General features: G+C 71.4%; 19 protein-coding genes, 2 tRNA genes and 1 pseudogene. 10 read left to right on the forward strand and 12 right to left on the reverse strand.

Annotation, left to right across the window (positions count from 1 at the left end; translation table 11 throughout):
- Positions 1 to 37: 37 nt before the first annotated feature.
- The 9 genes from J7E91_RS14670 to J7E91_RS14710 all read right to left on the reverse strand — a co-directional run bounded on the left by J7E91_RS14670 (position 38) and on the right by J7E91_RS14710 (position 10,707).
- Entirely contained in the window at positions 38 to 793 is a 756-nt protein-coding gene (locus J7E91_RS14670) for a TetR/AcrR family transcriptional regulator (RefSeq protein ID WP_214903577.1), read from the reverse strand.
- Between the two features lie 82 nt (positions 794 to 875).
- On the reverse strand, positions 876 to 2,387 hold the full coding sequence (locus J7E91_RS14675) for an MFS transporter (RefSeq protein ID WP_214903580.1): 1,512 nt from the start codon (positions 2,385 to 2,387) through the stop codon (positions 876 to 878).
- Between the two features lie 99 nt (positions 2,388 to 2,486).
- Positions 2,487 to 4,547 (reverse strand): ArnT family glycosyltransferase, encoded by a 2,061-nt coding sequence (locus J7E91_RS14680; protein ID WP_374224711.1) that lies wholly within the window; start codon positions 4,545 to 4,547, stop codon positions 2,487 to 2,489.
- Positions 4,484 to 5,770: a bifunctional glycosyltransferase family 2/GtrA family protein gene (locus J7E91_RS14685; protein ID WP_214903586.1), complete on the reverse strand. Its 1,287-nt coding sequence runs from the start codon at positions 5,768 to 5,770 to the stop codon at positions 4,484 to 4,486. The genes J7E91_RS14680 and J7E91_RS14685 overlap by 64 nt, the downstream gene beginning before the upstream one ends.
- Positions 5,771 to 6,039: 269 nt before the next feature.
- A complete protein-coding gene (locus tag J7E91_RS14690) occupies positions 6,040 to 7,593 on the reverse strand; it encodes a HAMP domain-containing sensor histidine kinase (protein WP_308376544.1) in 1,554 nt (517 codons plus the stop codon).
- A gap of 7 nt (positions 7,594 to 7,600) precedes the next feature.
- Positions 7,601 to 8,323, reverse strand: coding sequence for a response regulator transcription factor (locus tag J7E91_RS14695; protein ID WP_285439087.1), 723 nt, complete (start codon positions 8,321 to 8,323; stop codon positions 7,601 to 7,603).
- A gap of 127 nt (positions 8,324 to 8,450) precedes the next feature.
- Positions 8,451 to 9,386, reverse strand: coding sequence for an amidohydrolase family protein (locus J7E91_RS14700; protein ID WP_214903589.1), 936 nt, complete (start codon positions 9,384 to 9,386; stop codon positions 8,451 to 8,453).
- Positions 9,367 to 9,705 (reverse strand): antibiotic biosynthesis monooxygenase, encoded by a 339-nt coding sequence (locus J7E91_RS14705; RefSeq protein ID WP_214903592.1) that lies wholly within the window; start codon positions 9,703 to 9,705, stop codon positions 9,367 to 9,369. The genes J7E91_RS14700 and J7E91_RS14705 overlap by 20 nt, the downstream gene beginning before the upstream one ends.
- Positions 9,706 to 9,792: 87 nt before the next feature.
- Positions 9,793 to 10,707: a DUF2797 domain-containing protein gene (locus J7E91_RS14710; RefSeq protein WP_214903595.1), complete on the reverse strand. Its 915-nt coding sequence runs from the start codon at positions 10,705 to 10,707 to the stop codon at positions 9,793 to 9,795.
- 367 nt (positions 10,708 to 11,074) lie between these two features.
- On the opposite strand from J7E91_RS14710, the gene J7E91_RS14715 reads away from it, so the two are divergent.
- A complete protein-coding gene (locus tag J7E91_RS14715) occupies positions 11,075 to 11,608 on the forward strand; it encodes an NUDIX hydrolase (RefSeq protein ID WP_214903602.1) in 534 nt (177 codons plus the stop codon).
- Here the strand turns inward: J7E91_RS14715 and J7E91_RS14720 are convergent.
- On the reverse strand, positions 11,586 to 12,932 hold the full coding sequence (locus J7E91_RS14720) for a hypothetical protein (protein WP_214903606.1): 1,347 nt from the start codon (positions 12,930 to 12,932) through the stop codon (positions 11,586 to 11,588). The genes J7E91_RS14715 and J7E91_RS14720 overlap by 23 nt on opposite strands.
- Positions 12,933 to 13,055: 123 nt before the next feature.
- Here J7E91_RS14720 and J7E91_RS14725 point away from each other — a divergent pair, with 123 nt between their 5' ends.
- The 7 genes and pseudogenes from J7E91_RS14725 to J7E91_RS14755 all read left to right on the forward strand — a co-directional run.
- On the forward strand, positions 13,056 to 13,250 hold the full coding sequence (locus J7E91_RS14725) for a hypothetical protein (RefSeq protein ID WP_251015672.1): 195 nt from the start codon (positions 13,056 to 13,058) through the stop codon (positions 13,248 to 13,250).
- 74 nt (positions 13,251 to 13,324) lie between these two features.
- Positions 13,325 to 13,579, forward strand: a complete 255-nt coding sequence (locus J7E91_RS14730; RefSeq protein ID WP_308376546.1) for a hypothetical protein — start codon at positions 13,325 to 13,327, stop codon at positions 13,577 to 13,579.
- Positions 13,567 to 13,818: a hypothetical protein gene (locus J7E91_RS14735; protein ID WP_308376547.1), complete on the forward strand. Its 252-nt coding sequence runs from the start codon at positions 13,567 to 13,569 to the stop codon at positions 13,816 to 13,818. The genes J7E91_RS14730 and J7E91_RS14735 overlap by 13 nt, the downstream gene beginning before the upstream one ends.
- Positions 13,818 to 14,942: a radical SAM protein gene (locus tag J7E91_RS14740; protein WP_214903615.1), complete on the forward strand. Its 1,125-nt coding sequence runs from the start codon at positions 13,818 to 13,820 to the stop codon at positions 14,940 to 14,942. Before J7E91_RS14735 ends, J7E91_RS14740 begins: the two co-directional genes overlap by 1 nt.
- Positions 14,939 to 15,103 (forward strand): hypothetical protein, encoded by a 165-nt coding sequence (locus tag J7E91_RS14745; protein ID WP_214903619.1) that lies wholly within the window; start codon positions 14,939 to 14,941, stop codon positions 15,101 to 15,103. Before J7E91_RS14740 ends, J7E91_RS14745 begins: the two co-directional genes overlap by 4 nt.
- An 87-nt stretch (positions 15,104 to 15,190) precedes the next feature.
- On the forward strand, positions 15,191 to 16,057 hold the full coding sequence (locus J7E91_RS14750) for a GNAT family N-acetyltransferase (protein WP_214903622.1): 867 nt from the start codon (positions 15,191 to 15,193) through the stop codon (positions 16,055 to 16,057).
- Between the two features lie 143 nt (positions 16,058 to 16,200).
- A pseudogene (locus J7E91_RS14755) lies at positions 16,201 to 16,725 on the forward strand (tyrosine-type recombinase/integrase); the annotation flags it as partial.
- 78 nt (positions 16,726 to 16,803) lie between these two features.
- Here the strand turns inward: J7E91_RS14755 and J7E91_RS14760 are convergent.
- A tRNA-Arg gene (locus J7E91_RS14760) sits at positions 16,804 to 16,876 on the reverse strand.
- Positions 16,877 to 17,050: 174 nt separating this feature from the next.
- Positions 17,051 to 17,141: transfer RNA gene (locus J7E91_RS14765), tRNA-Ser, on the reverse strand.
- A 194-nt stretch (positions 17,142 to 17,335) separates the two neighbouring features.
- On the opposite strand from J7E91_RS14765, the gene J7E91_RS14770 reads away from it, so the two are divergent.
- Together J7E91_RS14770 and J7E91_RS14775 are read left to right on the forward strand one after the other, a co-directional pair.
- Entirely contained in the window at positions 17,336 to 17,803 is a 468-nt protein-coding gene (locus tag J7E91_RS14770; protein WP_214903625.1) for an SSI family serine proteinase inhibitor, read from the forward strand.
- 238 nt (positions 17,804 to 18,041) lie between these two features.
- Positions 18,042 to 22,373: a PAS domain-containing protein gene (locus J7E91_RS14775; protein ID WP_214903628.1), complete on the forward strand. Its 4,332-nt coding sequence runs from the start codon at positions 18,042 to 18,044 to the stop codon at positions 22,371 to 22,373.
- Positions 22,374 to 22,401 lie beyond the last annotated feature (28 nt).

The raw sequence follows: 22,401 nt of genomic DNA on the forward strand, positions 1-22,401 counted from the left end.
TGCTGCGACGAAGCATTCGTGGCGATGCGCCGATCACTCAGCGGGACGCCATGGCCTCAATGCCGGCGATCAGCGTCTCCAGGGCGAAATCGAAGTCCCGCTCGCGCATCTCCGCCACCGTGTCCCCGCCCCGCGCGTCCATCAGATCCTTCGCGTTCTCGAAGGTCTCCCGGAGTTCCGGCGCCGTACTGATCGCGCCCATCGCCTCGGTGAAGTACTCGTCCTGGCTCATGTCCGCCGACGCGCAGCGCTGCACGAAGTGACCCTCGATGGTCCCGAAGCCGTACACGAACTGGAACACCGCGGCCAGGCCGCCCATCTGCCCGTGTGGTGGCAGCCCGGTCGCGCGCATCACGTTCTGTACGGCCCGGGAGAACGCCAGCGAGTGCGGCCCGATGTTCAGGAACGTACCGATCAGCGGCGACACCCACACGTGCCGGACCAGCAACTCCCGGTAGCTGGTCGCGAGTCCGCGCAGGCGGTCCCGCCAGTCGTCCGTCTCCGCCGGCGGCGTGATCTCGCTGAAGACCGAGTCGAGGGCGAGTTCCAGCAGGTCGTCCTTGGTGTCGACGTACCAGTAGACGGACATCGCGGTGACGTTCAGCTCGGCGGCCAGCCGGCGCATGGAGAACTTCGCGAGCCCCTCCGCGTCGAGCAGCCGCACCGACACCGCGGTGATCCGGTCCCGGTCGAGACCGGCCGGCTGGTCGGCCTTGCGGGTGCGCGATGTCTTCTCCTCCAGCCAGACGCTGTTACGGGCCGGATTCTTGACGCGGTCGGCCGCGGACACCATGACGCACACTCCTCGTTCTCCCGGCGGGCACGGGGGCGGGCCACGGACCGGAATGCTCCAGTCCGCTGCCCCGCTCCCGATGCTATGCCGCTGCTGCTGCTCCGGATGAGTCTGCCCGCTCGGCCCGGCGCAGCAGCACCGCTGCGAGAAGCCCGCCGGCGAGTACCGCGACCGCGCCCACCAGTTGGCTGGTTTCGACTCCGGAGGCGAAGGCGTCCGCGATACGGGCGCGCTCCTGCGCGTCACCCGCCGCCGCCAGCGCCGCGGGCAGCGAGGCCGCGCCGACGGCGGCGGGTACGAGGGCGGCGAAGCGGGAGTTCAGCACCGCGCCCAGGACGGCGACGCCGAGGCCGTTGCCGAACTCGGCCAGCGTGCCGTTGATGCCCGCGCCGACGCCCGCCTTCTCCGGCGGGATGGCGCTCATGATGGCGTTGGCCATGGCGGGCATGGCGAGCGAGATGCCCGCGCCCATCACGACCAGGCCGAGCAGCATTCCGCCGTAGCCGGAGCCACCGAGGAGTGCGATCGCGGCGAGGCCCGCCGACAGCAGCGTCATGCCGGACGCGATGGTTCCGGGCGTACCCAGCCTGGGCAGCAGCCGGGCGCCGATACCGGTGAGGTTGAGCGCCACGACGGTAAGGGCGAGGGGGGCCGTCCGCAGCCCGGCTTCCAGGGGCCCGTACCCGAGTACGAACTGGAGGTGCTGCGTGAGCAGGAACAGCGAGCCGCCCATTCCGAACGCGACGAGGATCGCTCCCGCGACGGCTCCGACGAAGCGCTGGTTGCGGAAGAAGTGCATGTCCAGCATCGGGTACGGGATGCGCAGCTCCCACACGGCGAACGCGCCGAGGACGACGACGCCCACCGCCGCCGGGAGCAGCACCTGCGCTGAGGTCCAGCCGTGCTCGGGGCCGGAAATGATCGCGTACACGACTGCGGTCATGCCGACGGTGGAGAGCAGCGCGCCGAGCAGGTCGGGCCGGTCGCCCTGCTTGCTCCTGGACTCCGGTACGAGGGAGACGACGGCGACGAGGCCGATGATCGCGACCGGGATGTTGATCAGGAAGATCGCGCCCCACCAGAAGTGGTCGAGCACGACGCCGCCGATGAGCGGACCGACCGCGAAGCCGAGCGAGTTGACCGTCGACCACAGGCCGATGGCCTTCACGCGCTCCGTGTCGTCGAAGATCTGGACGACGACGGCGAGGGTGGTCGTGATCAGCAGCGCGCCGCCGATGCCCATGCCCGCGCGGGCGGCGATCAACTGGGCGCTCGACTGCGCGAGGCCGGCGACGAGCGAGCCGATACCGAAGAGCGCGAGGCCGGCGACGAGCATCCTCTTGCGGCCGTAGCGGTCGGCGGCGCTGCCGGCGGTGAGGAGCAGGCCGGACTGGACCAGGGAGTACGCGTTGATCATCCACTGGATGTCGGCGGTGGACGCGTCCAGTTCCTTGGTGAGGGAGGGGATCGCGACGTTGAGCACGGTGTTGTCCAGCAGCACGGTGAGCTGGGCGAGGCAGATGACACCGAGGATCAGCCAGCGCTGCGGGTGGCCTTGCGCGGTGGGGCGGTTCTCGGCGGTCGTCGCCGTCATGCGGGGGTCTCCTTGTACGGGTACGGGGGCGGGGGCGGGGCCGGATCGCGGCCCACCCCCTCCCGTACACCGTACAAGGAACTCCTGTACGCCGTATAATTATTTCTGGCCGGTCAGGTCGTAGAGGGTCGTCCCGTCGACAGTGACCTTGGTGAAGTTGGCCTCGACCCAGGTGGTGATCGCCGAGTTGCCACCGCCGGGACCGCCGTTCCCGCCGGCGATGAAGTAGTGGATCTCGCCCTTCTGTACGTACGCCTTGAACTGGGTCAGGGTCGGGGACGGATCGCTGCCGTTGAACCCGCCGATCGCCATCACCGGCTTTCCGGTGGCGAGTTGGTAGCTCGCGGCGTTCTGGGAGCCGATCGCCGCAGCGGCCCAGGTGTACTCCTCGGCGTCGGCGCGGAGCTTGGCCTCGGTATCGGAGCCGACGCTCTGGCCGTTGAGGAGACCTCCCATGCCACCGGCGCCGCCCCTGCCGCCCTCACGCTCCCCCGCGCCCGGAGCGCCGCCGGGGGGCAGCATGCCGCCTGCGGGAGCGGCCTGTTGGCCCCCGGGCTGCGCGCCCGCCGGACGCTCACCCGCCGCGAGCCCCCCGCCGAAACCACCACCAGGACCACCACCAGGACGGCCATCAGGACCACCACCTGGACCGCCCCCGCCGGGACCACCCCGCATCGAGGCCGGTCCCGCCGTCACGATCGACCCGGTGTGCGCGCTACCGACCGTGGAAGCGGCGTACGCGCCCGGCCCCGCCAGCGCCGCCGCGAGCCCGAGCCCGGCGGCCCCCAGAGCGATCCGCCGGTCCGCCCGCCCCGCGAACACCAGCCCGACCGCCGCCACCACACCGCACACCACCACGGCCCAGCGCAGCCACGGCACATAGTCAGCGGTCCGCCCCAGCAGGACGTACGCCCACAGGGACGTCACCGCGGCCGTCACGCCGAGCGTTCCCGCCGCCAGGAACGAGCGACGCTCTTCCCAGAGCACGGTCGTACCCATGCCGATCAGGGCGGCGATGTACGGGGCCAGGGCCACGGTGTAGTACTCGTGGAAGATCCCGGCCATGAAGCTGAAGACGGCGGCGGTCATCAGCAGCGACCCGCCCCACGCGACCAACGCGGCACGCGCGCTGTCCGTCCGCTTCGCCCTCCACGTGACAACCAGACCGGCGGCCAGCAGGATCAGCGCGGCGGGCAGCAGCCAGGAGATCTGGCCGCCGATGTTCGTACTGAACATCCGCCCGATGCCGCTCTCGCCCCAGCCACCACCTCCCCGGCCACTACCGCCGACGCTTCCGGTCTCCTCCCCGTTGATCCGGCCGAGGCCGTTGTAGCCGAAGGTCAGCTCCAGGAAGCTGTTGGTCTGCGAGCCTCCGACGTACGGACGCGAGGCCGCCGGCCACAGTTCGACGATCGCGACCCACCAGCCGCCCGCGACCACGAGCGCGAGCCCGGCGAGAGCGAGCTGGCCGAGGCGGCGGCGTACGGAGGTGGGGGCGCACACGGCGTACAGCACGGCGAGCGGCGGCAGAATGAGAAACGCCTGCAGCGTCTTCGTAAGAAACGCGAAACCGACCGCCACGCCCGCCCACACCACCCACTTGGTCCGCGCGTCCTCAAGAGCGCGGAGCACGCAGTACACGGTGACGGTCATCAGCAGCGCGAGCAGCGCGTCCGGGTTGTTGAACCGGAACATCAGCGCGGCGACCGGCGTCAGCGCGAGCACGGCGCCCGCGATCAGGCCGGCGGCGGGGGAGAAGCGGCGGCGTACGGCGGCGTACAGCACCGCGACCGTCCCCACTCCCATCAGCACCTCGGGGACGAGGATCTGCCACGAGCCGAGGCCGAAGAGCCGTACGGACAGGGCCATCGGCCACAGGGCGGCCGGGGGCTTGTCGACGGTGATGGAGTTCGCGGCGTCGGACGAGCCGAAGAAGAAGGCCTTCCAGCTCTCGCTGCCCGCCTGGACGGCGGCGGAGTAGAAGGAGTTGGCGTAACCGGAGGAGCTGAGATTGAACAGATACAGCAGCGCGGTGGCGAGCAGCAGCCCCGCAAGCGCGGGGCGCGCCCAGCGGGGGTCGCCGTTTCGGTGTGCGGTCATCGGGCGGCCTTCTTCGGTTCGCGTTCGGGGTGATCGGTGCGCCGGTCCGGGAAGACCCAGGCGCGCAGCAGCAGGAAGCGCAGTACGGTCGCGGCGAGGTTGGCGGTGATCAGCACGGCGAGTTCCGTGCCGTGGGAGGGCGCGCCGGCCGCCGCGTCGAGGGCGGCGAGCGAACCGCTGGTGAGGGCGAGCCCGATACCGAACACCACGAGGCCCTGGGCCTGGTGGCGTACGGCACGCTCACGGCCCCGCACCCCGAAGGTGAGCCTCCGGTTGGCCGCCGTATTGGCCACGGCCGAGACGAGCAGGGCGAGCGCGTTGGCGGCCTGGGGGCCCGCTCCCGCCCGGAAGACGGAGTACAGCACCAGGTAGACGAGCGTGCTCAGCGCGCCCACGACGCAGAAGCCGACGAGCTGACGGGCCAGCCCGCCGGGCACGCCGTCGATCGAGCGGTCGCGCGGATCGTCACCGAAGGGCCGCGCGAGCCGGTCCAGCGGCAGCGCGCCCACGGCGAGCGCCCGCCCGACCCGCCACACGCCCTTGAGGTCGTCGACGGCCGTACGCACGATGTGCACCGTGCTGTCAGGATCGTCGACCCAGTCCACCGGCACCTCATGGATGCGCAGTCCGGCGCGTTCGGCGAGCACCAGCATCTCGGTGTCGAAGAACCACCCGGTGTCCTCGACCATCGGCAGCAGCCGCTCCGCCACATCGGCGCGTATCGCCTTGAACCCGCACTGCGCGTCGGAGAAACGCGCGGCGAGCGAGGAACGCAGGATCAGGTTGTACGTACGCGAGATGAACTCGCGCTTCGGCCCGCGCACCACCCGCGAACCGCCCGCCAGGCGGGAGCCGATGGCGAGGTCGGAGTGGCCCGAGATCAGCGGGGCGACCAGCGGCAACAGCGCCTTGAGATCGGTGGACAGATCGACGTCCATGTAGGCGAGAACGGGCGCGTCGGAACGCTCCCAGACGGCGCGCAGGGCCCGCCCGCGCCCCTTCTGCTCCAGCCGTACGGAGGTCACTTCGGGCATCACGCGTCCGAGCCGGGCGGCGATGCCGGGCGTGCGGTCGGTGCTCGCGTTGTCCGCGACGGTGATCCGGAACGCGTACGGAAAGGTGCGGGCCAGGTGCTCGCGGAGCCGGAGCACACAAGCTTCGAGGTCCTTCTCCTCGTTGTGCACGGGGATGACCACGTCGAGCACGGGTACTGGGGCGCCCGGCTCTCCGGCCGGAAGGTGTTCCCTGGCCGGAAGAGCGCCCACTGAGGTGTCGGTTCGCATGATCCCGACCCTCGCGAACTCCCCTGTCAGCAGAGTGTGACCCCCCTGTGCCCCACCTGTGAGTCCCACCCCGACAGCGCGAGGACCGCGCCCGGCCCCGTCTCACCTGCCAGGCCGCCGGTGAGGGGACGTGTCGGGGCGCTCCCCGCAGGGCGTTGAACGCAACCCCCGCGAACGAACCAACACCTACCCGAACGTTCGACGCCCGAGGAGACGCCCCGGCGCGGCACCGACCCCGAAGCGCGAGGCCTCCCCACACCCCGACCCCGCTACGCGTCCCGCACCGCAGGCAACCGCACCGCGAAAACCGTGCGCCCAGGCGTGCTCTCGACCGTCACCTCGCCCCCGTGCGCACGCACGACGGCCTGAACGATCGACAGCCCGAGCCCCGTCGAACCGCCACCGGCACCGGCACCGGCACCGCCACCGGCCGCCCCACTTCCCGCCTCCCCCGTACCCGTCACCACCCGCGACCCGGCCCCCGACCCGGCCCGCGCCCGCGACGCATCACCCCGTGCGAAGCGCTCGAAGACGTACGGCAGCAGCTCCGGCGGAACACCGGGCCCGTCGTCCCGTACCTCCACCACCGTCCACCCGCCCGCGCCCTCGCCCTCGCCCGCGCCCGCGCCCACGCACCGCACGGCCGCCGTGACAGTGGTGCCCGGCGGAGTATGCGTACGCGCGTTGGCCAGCAAGTTCACCAGTACCTGCTGGAGACGCGCGGGATCGCCCCGTACGACGGCAGGATCGTCCGGCAGCTCCAGCCGCCAGACGTGCCCCCGCCCGGCCACCCGCGCATCGCTCACCGCGTCCACCACCAGCGGCGAGAGATCAGTGTCCTCGTACGACACCGACAGCGGACGCCCCGCGTCCAGCCGTGCCAGCAGCAGCAGGTCCTCCACCAGCCCCGTCATCCGCGCCGCCTCCGACTCGATCCGCCCGAGCGCGTGCCGCGTATCCGGACCGGCCGCCTCCCGCCCCCGCCGCGTCAGTTCGGCGTACCCGCGGATCGAGGCCAGCGGCGTACGCAGCTCATGGCTCGCATCAGCCACGAACTGCCGTACCCGCGTCTCGCTCTCCTGCCGCGCCGCGAGGGCCGAACCGACGTGCCCGAGCATCCGGTTGAGCGCCGCACCGACCTGCCCGACCTCGGTCCGCGGGTCGGCCTCCTGACCCCGTACGCGCTCGTGGAGCGCCACCTCACCGCTGTGCAGCGGCAGTTCGGAGACGCGCGTCGCGGTCGCGGCGACCCGCCGCAGCGGACGCAGCGCGACGCCCACGATCGCCGTGCCCGCGAGCCCGGCGGCCACAAGACCGGCGGCCGTGACGCACACCTCGACGACGATCAGCGTGCTGACGGTGTCCTGTACGCCGCCGAGCGGAAAGCCCAGCACGACCGCCCCGTCGCGCGTCGAGGCGATCCGGTAGTCACCGAGCCCGGGAACCTCCGCGGTGTGCGGTCCGGAGTCCCGCGCGACCGGCCCCAGCGCCCGCGTCTGCGCGCCGGACAGCGCCGCCAGATGCGCCTCGGGCCGCGCCCCCTGCGCTTCGACGCTCTTCGCGGCCACCAGAACGGTCCCGTCCGCCGCGACGCGCCCGCCGACGGTCCCCAGCGGCTGCCCGGGCGCCGCCACGAACCTCAGCTCCTGCCCGGTCACATCAGCGGGGTCGCGCTCGGCCCGCCGTACGGACGACATCAGCTCGTCGTCGAGCTGATGCTCCAGATACGAGTGCAGCGCGATCGTCGTAACGGCCCCGATCACCGCCGCGACCACCGCGATCAGCGCGAGGGCGGAAACCACCAGGCGGGTCCGCAGGGACACCGCGCGCTCACCCACCCGGCTTGATCAGATATCCGGCCCCGCGCCGGGTGTGGATCATCGGCGGGCGGCCGGCGTCGATCTTCCGCCTCAGGTACGAGATGTAGAGCTCGACGACGTTCGCCTGCCCGCCGAAGTCGTAGCTCCAGACCCGGTCCAGGATCTGTGCCTTGCTGAGGACGCGGCGCGGGTTGCGCATCAGGAAGCGCAGCAGCTCGAACTCGGTCGCCGTGAGGTGAATGCCCTCGCCGCCGCGCACGACCTCGTGGCTGTCCTCGTCCAGCGTCAAGTCCCCCACCACCAGCAGCGATTCCTCGCGTACGGCCGCGGCCGCCGTCACCGAGCGCCGGATCAGCCCGCGCAGCCGCGCCACGACCTCCTCCAGACTGAACGGCTTGGTGACGTAGTCGTCGCCCCCCGCCGTCAGTCCCGCGATCCGGTCCTCGACCGAGTCCTTCGCCGTAAGGAACAGCACAGGTACGTCCGGGAGTTCGCAGCGCAGCCGCCCGAGGACGGTGAGGCCGTCCATGTCCGGCAGCATCATGTCCAGTACGACAGCGTCGGGCCGGAAGCCGCGCGCGGAGCGGACCGCTCCCGCACCGTCACCGGCGCTGCGGACCTCCCACCCCTCGTATCGCAGCGCCATCGACAGCAGCTCGGCGAGCGGCGCCTCGTCGTCGACGACGAGCACCCGGACGGGCCCGCCGCCCGGCCTCAGCATTTCAGTACGCATGGGGACAGGCTGGGCGACGCCCCTGAGAGCACCCTTTCTCATTTCTGTGAATCCCCTGAGAAACCCACAGCCCCGCCCGCACCAGCCTCCTACGCCCCCTCCCCCTCCCCCTCCTCCCACAGCCCTCCTACAACCCGAAGAGCCGCTCCGAGTTCCCGTGACAGACCGCCCGAAGCCAGTCGTCCCCCAGCCCGAGCCGCTCCAGGGCCTCCAGCTGGTGCACGTAGCCATACGGGATGTTCGGGAAGTCGGTCCCCAGCAGGATCCGGTCGCCCAGGTCCGCCAGCCGCCCCAGCTCGCCCTCGGGGAAGGGGGCGAGGCGCTCGGAGAAGTCGGTGAAGGCCATGGTCGTGTCCAGCCTGACCTCCCCGTACCGCTCGGCCAGGGCAAGGAAATCGGCGTACTCCGGCATGCCCATGTGCGCCACCACGAGCCTCAGCCGCGGATGCCGCGCGAGCAGCCGGCCGACCGGCTCGGGTCCGGTGTGCTTGCCGGGCGCGGGCCCCGAACCGCAGTGCATCACCACCGGAATTCCGGCCTCGGCCAGGAGGCCCCAGACCGGGTCGAGCAGCGGGTCGTTGGCGTCGTACGCCCCGACCTGGAGGTGCGACTTGAAGACCCGCGCCCCGCTCTCCACGGCCTGCCGCACGTACGCCGCGACCCCCTCCTCCGGAAAGAGGGTCGCCGTGTGCAGGCACTCGGGGGTACGGGCCGCGAAATCCGCCGCCCAGCCGTTGAGCCAGGCCGCCATGCCCGCCTTGTGCGGGTAGAGCATCGAGGTGAAGTGCCGCACCCCGAACTCCCGCAGCAGCGCGACCCGTTCCTCTTCCTCGTGCCGGTAGGTGATGGGCCACTCCATCCCGGTCAGCGGCCCGACGGCGTCGAAGTACGCCCACACCTTCCTGAGCACCGGCTCCGGCATGAAATGCGTGTGTACGTCGATGAGCCCCGGCAGCCCGAGCCGCCCCCAGAACCGCCGTACACCGGCGTCCTCCCCCACCGCATCACCCACCGCGTCACCCCCCACCACACCCCCCACTCCCTCATCCCCGCTCAAAGCCATAGCTCCGCTCCACCTTGGCGACGTGCACGGAGTAGCTGTCGTACCACTCCTCCCTGCCCTGCTGCTGCACGGCCCGGTGCTCCGCGTTCCGCTGCCACACGCTGATCGCTTCCTCGTCCCGGAAGTAGCCCACGGTGATCCCGAGCCCACCCGGCGTCCGGGCGGACTCGTACCCCAGGAACCCGGGCACCTCCTTGACGAGCTCCTCCATCCGCGCGGCGGCCTCGCCGTACTCGCCGACTTCCCCCGCCCTCATGACGGACGTGAAAACGACTGCGTAGTAAGGCGGTTCATGCGCTTGGAAAGGCTTGATGTCCATGACGATCACCCTCCGACGCGCACGTCCCTCCAGTCCAGACTCATTGCAGTACGGGATCCGAAAGGGATCCAAGTCTTGACCGTCCGGTCAGAAAAGCCCGCCCTGCACGCCCCGCTCCACACTCTTCACCGGCACAGTCACACCCCCCGCCGCGCCCCGCGCGCCCCGCGCGCCCGCCGCACCCTGCGCGCCCGCCAGCTCCCACCCGCTCATCAGCCGGGTGTCGAGCACCACCACCCCGCCGTCCGCCGTCCCCAGATGCAGATCGGGCCCCGCGGCGGCCAGCAGCCGCCCCGCGACCACCCCGCCCGGCACCAGCTCGGTCACCACGCCGGTCATCGGCCGCAGCCCTTCGAGCCCGAACACCCCGGCATGGTCCACCGCCTCGAACGGCGCCCGTTCCAGGGAGTCCGGCCACCCCACCAGCGCCCCGGCCCGCCGGTGCAGCTCCTCGATCTCCCGCGCCCGCTCCGCCCGCGCGGGCAACGAGGTCCGCACGGCCCTCTTCTCCTTGTACGGAATCCGGTCCGGCACCCCCAGCGCCGCCCGCAGCAGCTCCTCGGCCCGCCGCGCCGCCATCAGCGGCCCGCGCCCCAGCCAACTGAACACCACCGCCCCCTGCTCCAGCAGCCGCGTGGACCCGCGCTCGTCCGCCGTGATCCCGACCTTGACCAGCCCGGGGCCGAACCAGGCGAGGTAGACGGCGTACGGCCGGGGATCGTCGGCCATCGTGTCCGCCGCCACCGACCGCGACCGCTCCAGCCGCGCGCACTCCGGGCACTGCCCGCCGCTGCTCCGCCGCGGCACCACGGCGCGCAGCGGACACCCGCCCCGGCGCACCCCGACGCAAAGACGCTCCGCTCCCGCCACCCGGAACGCGACGTCGCCCCCGTACGTCAGCGCACTGACGCGCTCGACGTGCTCCAGCCGCCCCCCGCCCCCGTACCAGGCAAGCGCCGGCCGCCCCGCCGTCCACCGCAGCCCACCGCACAGCCAGCTCATACCAGGAGGCTAACGCCCAAAAGCCGGAGGCCCTGACGATTTCTCGTCAGGCCCTCCGGCCTTCTGTGCACTCGGCAGGATTCGAACCTGCAACCTTCTGATCCGTAGGATCGGGCAGCACGCCGTGGGGGGGGTGCTGGCGGCCTCCTGCTCCGAACGCTCAGGTTAGCGATCATGCGTGCCGGCATGATCCGTAGCCACAACGGCGCCGGGCTGCTCAACCTGCCGACGTTAGAGCTGCACTCATGGGGTTCATGCCCGACCTCGTCAATGCCTCATCTCGTCGGAATGACGCAAAACGAAGGAACGCGCGTCGGCCTTCGGGCTGCTCTGAGATCCTGGAGACCGATCGAGAGGGGCCGCAGCGATGCAGTGGAAGATCCACGGGGAACGTCCGATCTACGAGAACAGCTGGGTGAACCTGTGGCTCACCGACGTCGAGACGCCGGACGGGAACCGCTGGGAGCACCACGTCGTCAAGCTCCGGCACCTGGCCGTGGCCGCCGTCGTCAATGAGCGGCGCGAGGTTCTGATGATGTGGCGGCACCGCTTCATCACGAACGCTTGGGCGTGGGAACTGCCCATGGGCCTGGTCGAGAAGGGCGAGACGCCGGCCGACGCGGCGGCCCGTGAGGTTCTGGAGGAGACCGGGTGGCGGCCAGGTCTGATCAAGCCTCTGATCTACGCCGAGCCGGCCAACGGCATCACCGACTCCCAGCACCACGTCTTCCGGGCTGACGGGGCGACGTACGAAGGACCGCCGACCGAGAAGAACGAGTCGGACCGGATCGAGTGGATCCCGCTGGCCGACGTACGGGCCATGATCGACCGCCGCGAGATCGTCAGCAGCGGCTCCCTCGTCGGACTGCTTTACGTACTCATGGACGAGGCGATCCGCTGACCTGGCGGGGCAGCACTTCCCGGAGCCGGGCCTCGAACGCCACCGCGGCTGGCTCCCGACGGAAGGGCTCCAGTTGCTCGTAGAACTCACGGAGGTGGCCAGCGACTCGTTGCGAGCCGACGGCCGCCGCCGGGGCCAGGGCCTCCATGGCCGTGTGGCATGCCTCGTCGAGTTTGCCGCGCTGGAGCTGGGTGCGGGCGAGCCAGAAGGCGTGGAAGGCGCGGCCTCGGTGGTTTGTCTGGTGCTCTCGACGTAGGGCGTCCGCGATGAGGGGTTCAGCGAGGGCCACTTCGCCCAGGCGGCCGTGCGCGATGCCGGTGTCTACGATCAGCTTCGGCTCGTCGAAGTAGTTGACCCAGGCTGGGTCCGGGTCGCCCGTGCTGATCCGGCCGAATTGGGTGTGGGCTTCCGAGATCGCGGTGTGGGTGGCGCTGTGGTTCCCAAGGGTGGCGTGTGCAAAGGCTTCGCGCATTGCGAGCATAGCCAGCACGCGCGGTGTCGTCCCAGCAGCGCCTCGCGCTTGGTCCTGGGCTGCTGTGACGAGCGCGAGGGCATCCCCAGACTTGTCCTGGTAGGTGGCCTGAAGGCTCATACAGGCGAGGACGTTGGCCATGAACTGGCGATCACCGATGGTCTTGGCCAGGCCGAGGGATTCGGTGAAGTAGGCGCGCGCCTGGTTGTACTGGCGGGCGTCGAAGTAGGTCCACCCCGTGAGCCGGGCCAGCTCGGCCGCGATGCTGTGCAGGCCGTCTCGCATGGGTGCGGGGCGCTTTTCCTTAAGGAGATCGACGACGTAGCGGAGTTGGCCGACGACCGCCGGCCGTAAGGTCTCGCCGCCGTGCTCGTCGTCCCGGCGCCAGTAGTCCGCGATCGACGAGTGCAGCGCGTCCAACGTCGACGGGCTGAGGTCTCTCTCGGCCGCCAGAGCGAGGATGCTGTCCACGTCCGACCCTGGCAGACCTGCGGCCAACTGAGCTTCGACGGGGGTCGGTTGCTCCGGGGGTTCTCGTGGCGTGACGGTCAGGTTCCGCGGGGTCTCCCACGAGCGCCGTGCCAGGCCGAGCATGTGGCCGGGGATGCGCAGTCCGTCAGAGATCCGCTCGATCACGTCCATGTGCAGCAGCTGCCGCCGCCCGGCGATCACCTCTCCGACGCGGCTGGGTGTGAGGTCGCAGCGTCGCGCGATCATCGACGGGTAGATACCTGCTCGCGCTTTGACCAGCTGAAAGATGCGGCCGAAGTCTCTGACCTGGCATGCCTCGATCATCACCGGGTCCGTGAGCAGGCTGACCGGGAGTTCCTTCGAGCGGGGTGGCTCGGGCATCGGGCACGCTCCGGCATGAGGACTACGGATTGCTGCTCTTGGCCAACCGAGGGTGATGTTACCCAAGTTGGGTAATCCGCTTGACCTTTCTGGTCAAGCCTGCGGGTCGCGATGCTCCTGACCATGGCGAACGGACAGGACGACGTACGGATGACGCTGCGGGTCTCGCGCGACTCCGGCCGAACGTGGGGGCGTCTCACCGAGGTGCGCGTAGGGAACGACCCGGTACTCCCGGACAACCCCGGCGGCTTCCCACCGTGCGCGTGCCGTCGGTGCGCGGAGCGGCACTCCGTCGGCTCTCTGCGGCTGGTGTCGTGATGCGGTGCACGCACTGGCGTTGGGTGCCCCCGGACCTGGCGCGGGAAGCGCGGGAGAGGTGGGCCGCGGAGTGCGTGGACAGGGCCGTGCAGTGCCAGTTGTCCGCGCACGGCGACGGTGAGCACTACGGCCTCCTCGACGACCTCGGTGAGTACGCGACTGCGCTGTGGCTCCGCTGGCAGGAGAGGACCGACGTGGACCTGGTCGTGCTGCCGGACTGCCCGGTGGTCACCCCGGGTCCCGACGGTGAGGGCTGCTGTCTGTTCGCCGGCCACACCAAACAGCACACCTGGGAAGACACCCTGGAGGAGGTCTCGTGCACCAGCTGATCACGAGCCCGCACAACGGCACGCTCCTCGTCGCCCGCCCCGACTCCCCCCGCGGAGTGCAGACCTGGCGCCTTCGCCCTCCTCGCAACGAGAGCTGCGGGGACTGCGGCGGCAGCGGCGCCGACTCGTCCGGCAAGACCTGCGGCACCTGCAACGGCCTCGGCGAGATCCACTGCCGTGCCGGCCGTCAGGGCGCACGCGTGCCGTCGCGTTCCATGATCCGGAAGGAGGGCCACTGATGGCCCACGCTCTGATCGCATCCCCGTTCCTCGACGGGCACCTGCTCCTCAAGCCCGGTGCGAGGGCTGGGGCTCGCATCCCCGCCGACCACTACGAGGGCATCCGGCAGGCCGCCGCCGACGGTAAGGCTCTGCCTCCCTGGGCGGTGCAGACCGCTGCCGATGTCTGGGGCATCGACCTGAGCGGCCGACCCACGCAGGGCACCGTGCTGGTGCGCGAGCCGTCCCCGTACGGCTACTGCCGCGCCTCCTGGGAGATCAACCTCGGCTGCAACTTCGGCTGCAAGCACTGCTACCTCGGCGAGCGGCCCTTCTCCGGCCTCAGCTGGGAGGACAAGGTGCGGCTGCTGGACATCATGCGCGAGGCCGGCGTCCTCTGGCTCCAGATCACCGGCGGCGAGCCCACCATGGATCCGCACTTCCAGGGTGCCTACCGGTACGCCTGGCAGGCCGGGATGATGCTCACCATCTCCACCAACGGCTCGCTGCTCTGGCGGCCGGACCTCCTCAAGCTCTTCCGCGACTGCCCGCCCTACCGGTTGGTCGTCAGCATGTACGGGGCGAGCGAGAAGTCCTTCGACACGCTCACCCAGCGCCGCGGAGCGTGGAAGGCGTTCCGGCGCGGCATGGACGCCGCACGTGAGGCGGGCCTGCCTCTGCGTATCAACGTCGTGGTGACCGAGGACAACGCCTCCCAGGCCGACGAAATGGCCGCCCTCGCCGAGGAGTGGAACGTCGAAAACCACGCGTACACGAACATGACACCCACGATCTACGGCGGCGGTGAGCCCTTGCTCGCCCAGTCCGCCGCCCACCTGCGGCAGCGCAAGCCGTTCGCCGGCTGCAACGCGGGACACACCTTCTTCCATGCCGACCCGCACGCCAAGGTCTCGATCTGCAAGGTCGGACGGGACGACCAGATCGACCTCATGGCCGAAGGCGTCGACGGCCTCACCCGGCTCGGCGTCATCGCCGACCGCCTCATGCTTCGCACCGGTGGGTGCGAAGGCTGCGCCCTGTCCGGCACCTGCCGGGTCTGCCGCCCCCTGGCCAAGCACTACCAGGAAGCGAAGGCGCCGCTGCACAGCTACTGCCAACACGGAGACAAGGAGATCGCATCATGACCCCGCCCGTACTGGTGACCCTTCTGCCCGGCCCGCCGACCTCGGCGCGCCGCGCGGCACCGCCCGTCGCCGCCCTCTCGGTGACCGCCGTCCTGGACCTGGACGACGTCGTGGAGAGCGCGGAGTGCTCCTGCGACGCCGGTGACGACAACCCCCACTGACCGACAGATCCGGTCGATTCCGTTCAGGCCCTGGCGCGTTCGCGTCGGGGCCTGAGCCCTGACCGGCCGACCGTTAGGGTGCCGCTCATGCTCTTCCGCTGGGACTGGCTCCGGCCCGTATTGACCGCGCCGATCGTGCCGACCCTCGGTCCCGTCCATCCCAACGCCCTGACCGTCGACATCTTCGAAGACACCCTGCGAGTGGCCGTCACCGGGGACTTCCTCCCCTACGACAAGGACCGGCGCTGGGGCGGAGAGAAGGACGAGACGGTCCTCCGCGGCGACGTGGTGCACCAGCCCGATCACACCCTCATCCCCACCCTGAACCGGCGCGGACGCGGCACCCTCAAAGTATTCGCCTACGGGCACCGCAGCAGCGTCGTGGACGAGGCAGCGGAGCTGGCCGCGAAACTCGCCGCCGTGCACGACGCTGTCAATGCCCGGGTCGTGCGGCCGCTCGGCCCCGAGACCGGCTCCCCGCGCGGCACCCGCATCCAGCTCCAGGACTTCACCACCATCGCCTGCCCCGATTTCGGCGGCCCGGTCCGCCCCGTCACCGACTGGCCGGCCGCCGTGCAGGAGACCTTCGCTCCGTTCGCCGAGGCCATGGCGGGCGACGGCCTGGCCTTCCTCCACACCCATATGCAAGTCGGCGCGTGCGGCCCGGTCCTCGCCGCCGCCGTCGAGGACCGCATCGTGGGAGCGATCGGCCCCATGGAAGTACGCCCCGACGCGATCGGCTGCCCTCAGCTCATGCCCCAGTACTTCACCGTCCTGCCCGAGGTCCGAGGGCAAGGCCTAGGCCGCGTCCTGTGGCGGGCGGCAATGCACTGGGGCCAGTCCCACGGCGCCGCCTACCAACTCCTCCAGACCGAGGTCGGCGGACCCTCCGACAGGCTGTGCCAAACCGAAGGACTGACCTCCCTCGGCTTCAGCCACACGACACGGGCGTAGCCGCCTGATCTCGCCCGCCGCGAGGTGACACCCGAGTCAGCGCCACTGCGCTCACACGCCAACTACCCCCCACTTTCTGACCGTTCGATCAAGCGGGCGCGGGTTACCACGCGGCCGGCCGGAGCGGCTTTGGCCGGTGCCACCGATGCGGCCGCCCCCTGGGCCTGACGTGGAAGTCCGTCGACTTCGAGACCGGCGAGCTCTACGTCGACCACCAGATCCAGCGCGCCGGGCGGCAGATCCTCCACCGCGAGACCAAGACCGAGGACTCGGACGACTTCCTGCCGCTGCCAGCGCTCTGCCTCAAGGCCCTGCGGATGCGCCGCGCCCAGCAGCTCGGCGACCGGAAAGCCGCCGGGGATCTCTGGCAGGACAGCCACGGCCTGATCTTCACCACGAAGCACGGCACGCCCATCGAGCCGGGCAACCTCACCCGGATGTTCGCTCTGCGTGCCCGCCGTGCCGACCTCCGGGCCATCCCGCTGCGGAACACCCGCCACACGTGCAGCTCGCTCCTGGTCGCGCTTCGGGTGCACCCGAAAGTGGCACAGCGCATCCTGCGCCACTCACAGATCGCCATGACGATGGAGGTCTACGCCGAAGCGAGCGAGGAAGCGGTACGCGCCGCGATCGGCAAGCTGTCCGAAGCGATGGGCGCCACCGGCTGACACGGTTGCGGTACTTCGCTGCTGTACGGGAAACACCAGAGGCCCTCAGGATTTCTCCTGAGGGCCTCTGGCCTGCTGTGCACTCGGCAGGATTCGAACCTGCAACCTTCTGATCCGTAGTCAGATGCTCTATCCGTTAAGCTACGAGTGCTTGTGCGTCTTGGGCTTTTTCGGCCCCGTCGGCGTTGCGAGAACAACATTACATGACCTGCGCCGGGACGCGAAATCCATTAGCCGGACCCGTGCTGAGCTGCGGAAACGACCCCCAGAGGGGTACAAACGACCGAAGCCCCGGTCCGTGGACCGGGGCTTCGGTGATCATGCGCGGAGGCGGAGGGATTTGAACCCTCGATGGGCTTTAAGACCCAAACCGCATTAGCAGTGCGGCGCCATAGACCGGACTAGGCGACGCCTCCAGCACACTCTCTCGCCTGCGCGAGTGGGTGCGTGCAGATGATGACACAGCCTTGCGGGATGCCACCAATCGCTGACCACGGTACTAGGCAGTCGGGGGCCAGAGCAAAGTGTTACCGGTTGCGCAACGCCCGGGGCCGCGGAGCGTTAGAGAGTGCGGGGCGCCCCTGCCCCCTTTTGAACCTCAGGAGCCTCCATGCTGCGCCGTCTCACCCTCACCGCCGCCGCGTCCCTCGCCGTCCTGTTCGCCGCCGCCCCCGGCGCGTCCGCCGCGGCCGCGCCCATCCCGCTGCCGCTCCTCCATGACGTACATGACGTACTCGGCACGGAAGACACCCAGGACAGGCTCACCGTGACGACGGCCGAGACGGGCAACCGGGCCGCCAATGGGACGTACGAACTGAAATGCGACCCCGTCGGCGGCACGCACCCCGAGGCGCAGGCCGCCTGCGACCGGCTCGACGAGCTGGCCCGGAAGAACGGCGACCCCTTCGCGCCCGTGGCGCAGGACCGCATGTGCACCCACCAGCACGGCGGGCCGGCCACGGCGCGGATCACCGGTACCTGGAACGGGCGAACCGTCGACGCGAAGTTCAATCAGGGCAATGGCTGCGAAATCTCCCGCTGGCGTGAAATGGAGCCGGTGCTTCCCAGCGTGCGTTGACAGGCCGCCGCCGGCCCGCCCTCAGCGCGGCCACGGGGCACTCGTGCCTGGTCAGGGCGTACGCCGCGCCGTCCGATGTGCCCCCAAGCGCACAAAACATTGGGGAGAGCTCCCCGTCATCCGCCGTCGCGGGCCCCTCCCCTGCCTTTAGACTCCCTCCAGTGACAGCTTGCGGCCCGAGGGGCAAAATGAGGCCGGCTGTCGGCAAGGTGCAGTAGTTCAGGGAGGAACCGTCGTCGTGAGCAGCAGGCCATCCCGAGGCGCTGCTCGCCTCGCAGCGATACTCGACGCACTTCCTGACGGGCTGTTGCTCGTCAACTGCAACGGCACCGTCGTCAATGCCAACACCATCGCCCTGGAGACTTTCGAGTCGCCGGGCACCGGACTCGTCGGGCGCGGACTGCTCGACCTGCTGCCGATGTTCGACTCGAAGCTGATCCCGGGGTCGATGCGGCGGGCCGACGGCGCGGACGATCAAGGGCGTACGAAACCGACCCGCATGATCGCGCGGCGCACGGACGGGACGGAGTTCCCGGTCGAGGTGACCAGCGCGAACCTGGAGGACGGCCGGGACGCGTACGCCTCCCACACCGACCGGCCCGGCTACACCGGCGACGAGCTGCTGATGCTCGTCGTACGTGATCTCTCGGGCACCGTCGACACCGAGGCCGAGCTGGCCCGTTCGCAGCGCCAGACCGAGATGATCCTGCGCGCCGCCTCCGAGGGCGTCGTCGGGACCGACACCGACGGGCGCGTGGTCCTGGTCAACCCGGCCGCGGCGCAGATACTGGGTTACCGCGCGAGCGACCTCGGCGGCAAGGAGCTGCACCCCCTCGCGATCCATTCGAAGGGTGACGGCACGCCCTTCCCGTACGAGGACTCACCCCTGGCGGACACCCTCAAGTCCGGGCGCAAGCACCGGGTGCGCGGGCAGGTCCTGTGGGCGAAGAACGGCAAGCCGGTCGCCGTCGACCTCACGACCGCTCCGGTACGGGACGGCGACCAGCTGGTCGGCGCCGTGATGACCTTCACCGACCGCCGGCCGTACGACGAACTGGTCGAGAAGCAGGCCGAGGTGCTCGAACGCGAGACCAAGCGGTACGAGGAGATGGCCGGGCGGCACGCCCAGCTGACCGCCGTACTCGGCGACTCGCTGCGCGGGCCGCTGGAGGAACTGCGGGGCGAGCTGGGGACGCTGGCCTCCGACCCCGCCGGGCAGCTGTGGCCCGAGGCGAACCAGATCCTGCATCATCTGGCGGCCGGTTACGCCCGGATGACCACCCTTGTCGACAATGTCCTGGGCTTTCAGCGGCTCGCGGCGGGCACGGAGCAGCTCACGAAGGCGAAGGTGCTGCTCGACGGTGTCGTGGCGGCCGGTGTCGAGGGCGCGATCGAGCTGATCGGCCCCGGTCGGGCGCAGTTCGCCGTGCACGCGCCGCCGATAGAGGCCGAGGTGGACGCGGGGCGGCTGGCGACGGCGCTCGCGCATCTCGTCGCCGACGTGGCCGGGATCGATTCGACGGGCAAGGCCCCGGCGGCGGCGCCGGGCGGCGGCTACACGGACTCGACGATCGTGGTCGCGGCGGCGCAGCGCGGTGACGTCGTACGCATCGAGGTGCGCGGGCCGTACGCCGGGGGAGACCCGGTGCACGAGCCGATCGTGCGCGGCATCGTGGCGGCGCACGGCGGCGTACTGCAGACGCATGAAGTGCCTGGCATGAGCGGAAGCGCGTACGTGCTGGAGGTGCCGCTCGGCGCGGGCGCCGGGGCGGTCGCTTCGGCGCGGGGCACGGCGGCCTCTCCGGACCCGGCGCCGGTGCCGACGCAGCAGCCGGCACCGGCGGACGGTGGAGGGCGGCGGGCACGGCGGTCGTCCACGGACGCCTTCCTGGAGGCGGACGGCAAGGGCGCGGCGGGCGAACAGGCCGCTGGGGCCGCTCAGGCCCCGGCCGACGCGGGCTCAGCGGGTTCCCAGGATGCGGTTGCGGCGCCCACGGGGAGGCGCAGGGCGCGGCGTGGCGGGCCGGGCGAAGCGGGCGCCGGTGGGGCGCAGGAACGTATTCCGGCGCAGGCCGGGGGGGATGGCGCCGGCTCGGCTTCCGGGCCCGCTGCCGGCTCCGGTGGTACGGGGCGCAGGCGGGGGCGGCCCAGTCCCGTCGAGGGCGGCGGCGAGGGGCGTACGGGCGGTGGCGGTGGCGGCGTAGAGCTGCGGGCCGCGCTTCCGGCTGCCGCCGCGCCGGCCGGCCCCGCGGGTGCGGTCTCGGAAGGCTCCGTCGTGACGGCCTCCGAGGGGGCGCACGGAACCGGGCGCGCGGCGCGGGGTGAGACGGTGCCGCCCCAGGGGGTGCCCGTCGACGTACCGGGGTCGGCGGGGCGTCGTGCGCGACGTGGTGAGGACGCGGCGCCCGGGAACGTGCCCGCGCTTCCCGCCCTGCCTTCCGTACCGTCTCCCGGAAACGAGTCCCAGCAGCAACAGCAACCGCAGCAGTCTTCCGGGCGGCGTGCGCGGCGGGCGCTCGCGCCGGCGCAGGGGCGGGCCGAGGCGCCCCGCAGCCCGTTCGCCCTGCCGCCGGCCGACGCCGACCGGGTGCCGCCGGCCCCGGGCGCGGCGGACGTATCGCTGCCTGCACGCCACGACGCCGTACGCACCGCTCCGGACGCCGACCACACGCCGCCGCAGCCGCATCCCACCCCGGCACCAACGGGGCGGCGCAGGGCGCGCAGCGACGCTCAGTCCGGGCAGCCGGTGCAGCCCGACTGGGCGGCCAACGGCACTCCCGGCCACGGTCCCGCCACGCCCGCTCCGGCGGGGGCAGCGCTTCCCGCCGCCGCCGAACACGACAGCGGTGCCGTCTCCGTGCCCCCGACCTGGTCGGCCGTCCCCAGCGGAGCCACCGCGACGACGACCGGTACGACACAGACCTGGCCCGCCCCCGGCTTCGCGGGCACGGCTGTGAACGAGAACGAGGCCGAGCAGCACGGGGGCGCGGCGGCGGACGGCATGGCCGACGCGAACGGTGCGAACGGTGCGAACGGTGCGAACGGCTTCATCGGACCGAAGGGCCCGAACGACTCTGCCGGCTCGGGCGGCGGGCACGGCTCAGCCGGTCCGAACGGCGACGCGGCCCGCGCGGCCGACGTCGCACCCGTACCCGCACCCGCCAACTCGGCCGGCTGGGGCGACGGGCACGGGGCGATCGGCTCAGCCGGTCCGAACGGTGACGCGGCCCGCGCGGCCGACGTCGCACCCGTACCCGCACCCACACCCGCACCCTCCACCGGACAACAGCACCCGGGCGCCGCGCAGCCTTTGCCGCCCGCCCAGCCCCTCCCCGCCGAGACGCCCGCACCGTCCCCAGCAGCCCCACCGTCCCCAGCGGCCCCCGCCGCGCCCGCACCGCCGACACCGGGGCAGATGCCCGCCCACACGCCCCCGCCGCCCTCCGCCGCCCTGCCCGCCGACTCCTCGCAAGGCCGCGCGTTCAGCGTGCGTACCCTCGGCCAGGGCATGCCGTTCGCCCAGCAGGTCGCCCACCAGCAGAGCCAGACCCTGGGCTCCGGACGGCGCCGTAAGCTCGCCGCCGCGCGGCCGGAGGCGGAGCAGTCCGCGCCCGCCGAAGGCACCGAGGTCCAAGGCAGCGCCGAGTCCGCCGCCCGCCCGCACCCCCAGAGCACCCAGAGCCCCCACGGCTCTCTCCAGCAGCGACTGCCCGCTCATGCCGAGGGCCGCGCGTACGCCATAGGCGCACCCGACGAGGGCTCCGAGGGCCCTGAGCCGCTGGACGGCCCCAACGGCGCCGTGGAGGTGGCCAACCGGCCCCAGCCGCAGCCCGTCGACGACGAGCTGCCCCCCGAGCCGCTCGACAATCCGCGCCGCCTGCTGGTGTGGCCGGCCCCCGACGTCTCGACGCAGCAGGCGCTGAGCGACCGCGGGTACCGCCCGGTGATCGTGCACTCCCGCGAAGAAGTCGACGCGCAGATAGCGGCGTTTCCGGCGGCGCTGTTCGTCGACCCGCTGACCGGTCCCATCACCCGTACGGCGCTCCAGTCGCTGCGCCAGGCCGCCGTCGCCGCCGAGGTCCCCGTCCTGGTGACGGCCGGGCTCGGGCAGGCGACGCGTGAGGCGGCGTACGGCGCCGATCCCGCCGTACTGCTGAAGGCGCTCGCGCCGCGCGACAGCGAGCAGCACCCGTCGCGCGTCCTGCTGATCGAGGAGCACGAGGAGATCGCGCTCGCGCTGACGGCGACGCTGGAGCGGCGCGGCATGCAGGTCGGGCGCGCCGGGACGGACACCGAGGCGGTCACGCTGGCGACGCAGATGCGGCCGAACCTGGTGGTGATGGACCTGATGCAGGTACGCCGCCGCCGCGCCGGAATCATCGACTGGCTGCGCGCGAACGGGCAGTTGAACCGCACTCCGCTGGTCGTCTACACCTCGGCCGGCCTTGACGAGGGCGAACTGCACCGGCTCGCTTCGGGGGAGACGGTGCTCTTCCTCGCGGAGCGCTCGACGAGCAGTGAGGTGCAGGGCCGGATCGTCGATCTGCTCGCGAAGATCGGCACCAACTGACCCGTGGCGACGCACGCTGAAGGGGCCC

This window comes from Streptomyces sp. ISL-99 (genome assembly GCF_018614005.1).
In the GTDB taxonomy this organism is placed as follows: Bacteria; Actinomycetota; Actinomycetes; order Streptomycetales; family Streptomycetaceae; genus Streptomyces; species Streptomyces flavidovirens.

Bases quoted from the DNA above. Each gene is read 5' to 3' on its own strand.
- J7E91_RS14720 (WP_214903606.1), bottom strand. From the start codon at position 12,932: ATGCCCGAGCCACCCCGCTCGAAGGAACTCCCGGTCAGCCTGCTCACG.
- J7E91_RS14700 (WP_214903589.1), bottom strand. From the start codon at position 9,386: ATGGCTTTGAGCGGGGATGAGGGAGTGGGGGGTGTGGTGGGGGGTGAC.
- J7E91_RS14750 (WP_214903622.1), top strand. From the start codon at position 15,191: ATGCTCTTCCGCTGGGACTGGCTCCGGCCCGTATTGACCGCGCCGATC.
- J7E91_RS14675 (WP_214903580.1), bottom strand. From the start codon at position 2,387: ATGACGGCGACGACCGCCGAGAACCGCCCCACCGCGCAAGGCCACCCG.
- J7E91_RS14710 (WP_214903595.1), bottom strand. From the start codon at position 10,707: ATGAGCTGGCTGTGCGGTGGGCTGCGGTGGACGGCGGGGCGGCCGGCG.
- J7E91_RS14715 (WP_214903602.1), top strand. From the start codon at position 11,075: ATGCAGTGGAAGATCCACGGGGAACGTCCGATCTACGAGAACAGCTGG.
- J7E91_RS14745 (WP_214903619.1), top strand. From the start codon at position 14,939: ATGACCCCGCCCGTACTGGTGACCCTTCTGCCCGGCCCGCCGACCTCG.
- J7E91_RS14725 (WP_251015672.1), top strand. From the start codon at position 13,056: ATGGCGAACGGACAGGACGACGTACGGATGACGCTGCGGGTCTCGCGC.
- J7E91_RS14670 (WP_214903577.1), bottom strand. From the start codon at position 793: ATGGTGTCCGCGGCCGACCGCGTCAAGAATCCGGCCCGTAACAGCGTC.
- J7E91_RS14770 (WP_214903625.1), top strand. From the start codon at position 17,336: ATGCTGCGCCGTCTCACCCTCACCGCCGCCGCGTCCCTCGCCGTCCTG.
- J7E91_RS14740 (WP_214903615.1), top strand. From the start codon at position 13,818: ATGGCCCACGCTCTGATCGCATCCCCGTTCCTCGACGGGCACCTGCTC.
- J7E91_RS14695 (WP_285439087.1), bottom strand. From the start codon at position 8,323: ATGCGTACTGAAATGCTGAGGCCGGGCGGCGGGCCCGTCCGGGTGCTC.
- J7E91_RS14705 (WP_214903592.1), bottom strand. From the start codon at position 9,705: ATGGACATCAAGCCTTTCCAAGCGCATGAACCGCCTTACTACGCAGTC.
- J7E91_RS14685 (WP_214903586.1), bottom strand. From the start codon at position 5,770: ATGCGAACCGACACCTCAGTGGGCGCTCTTCCGGCCAGGGAACACCTT.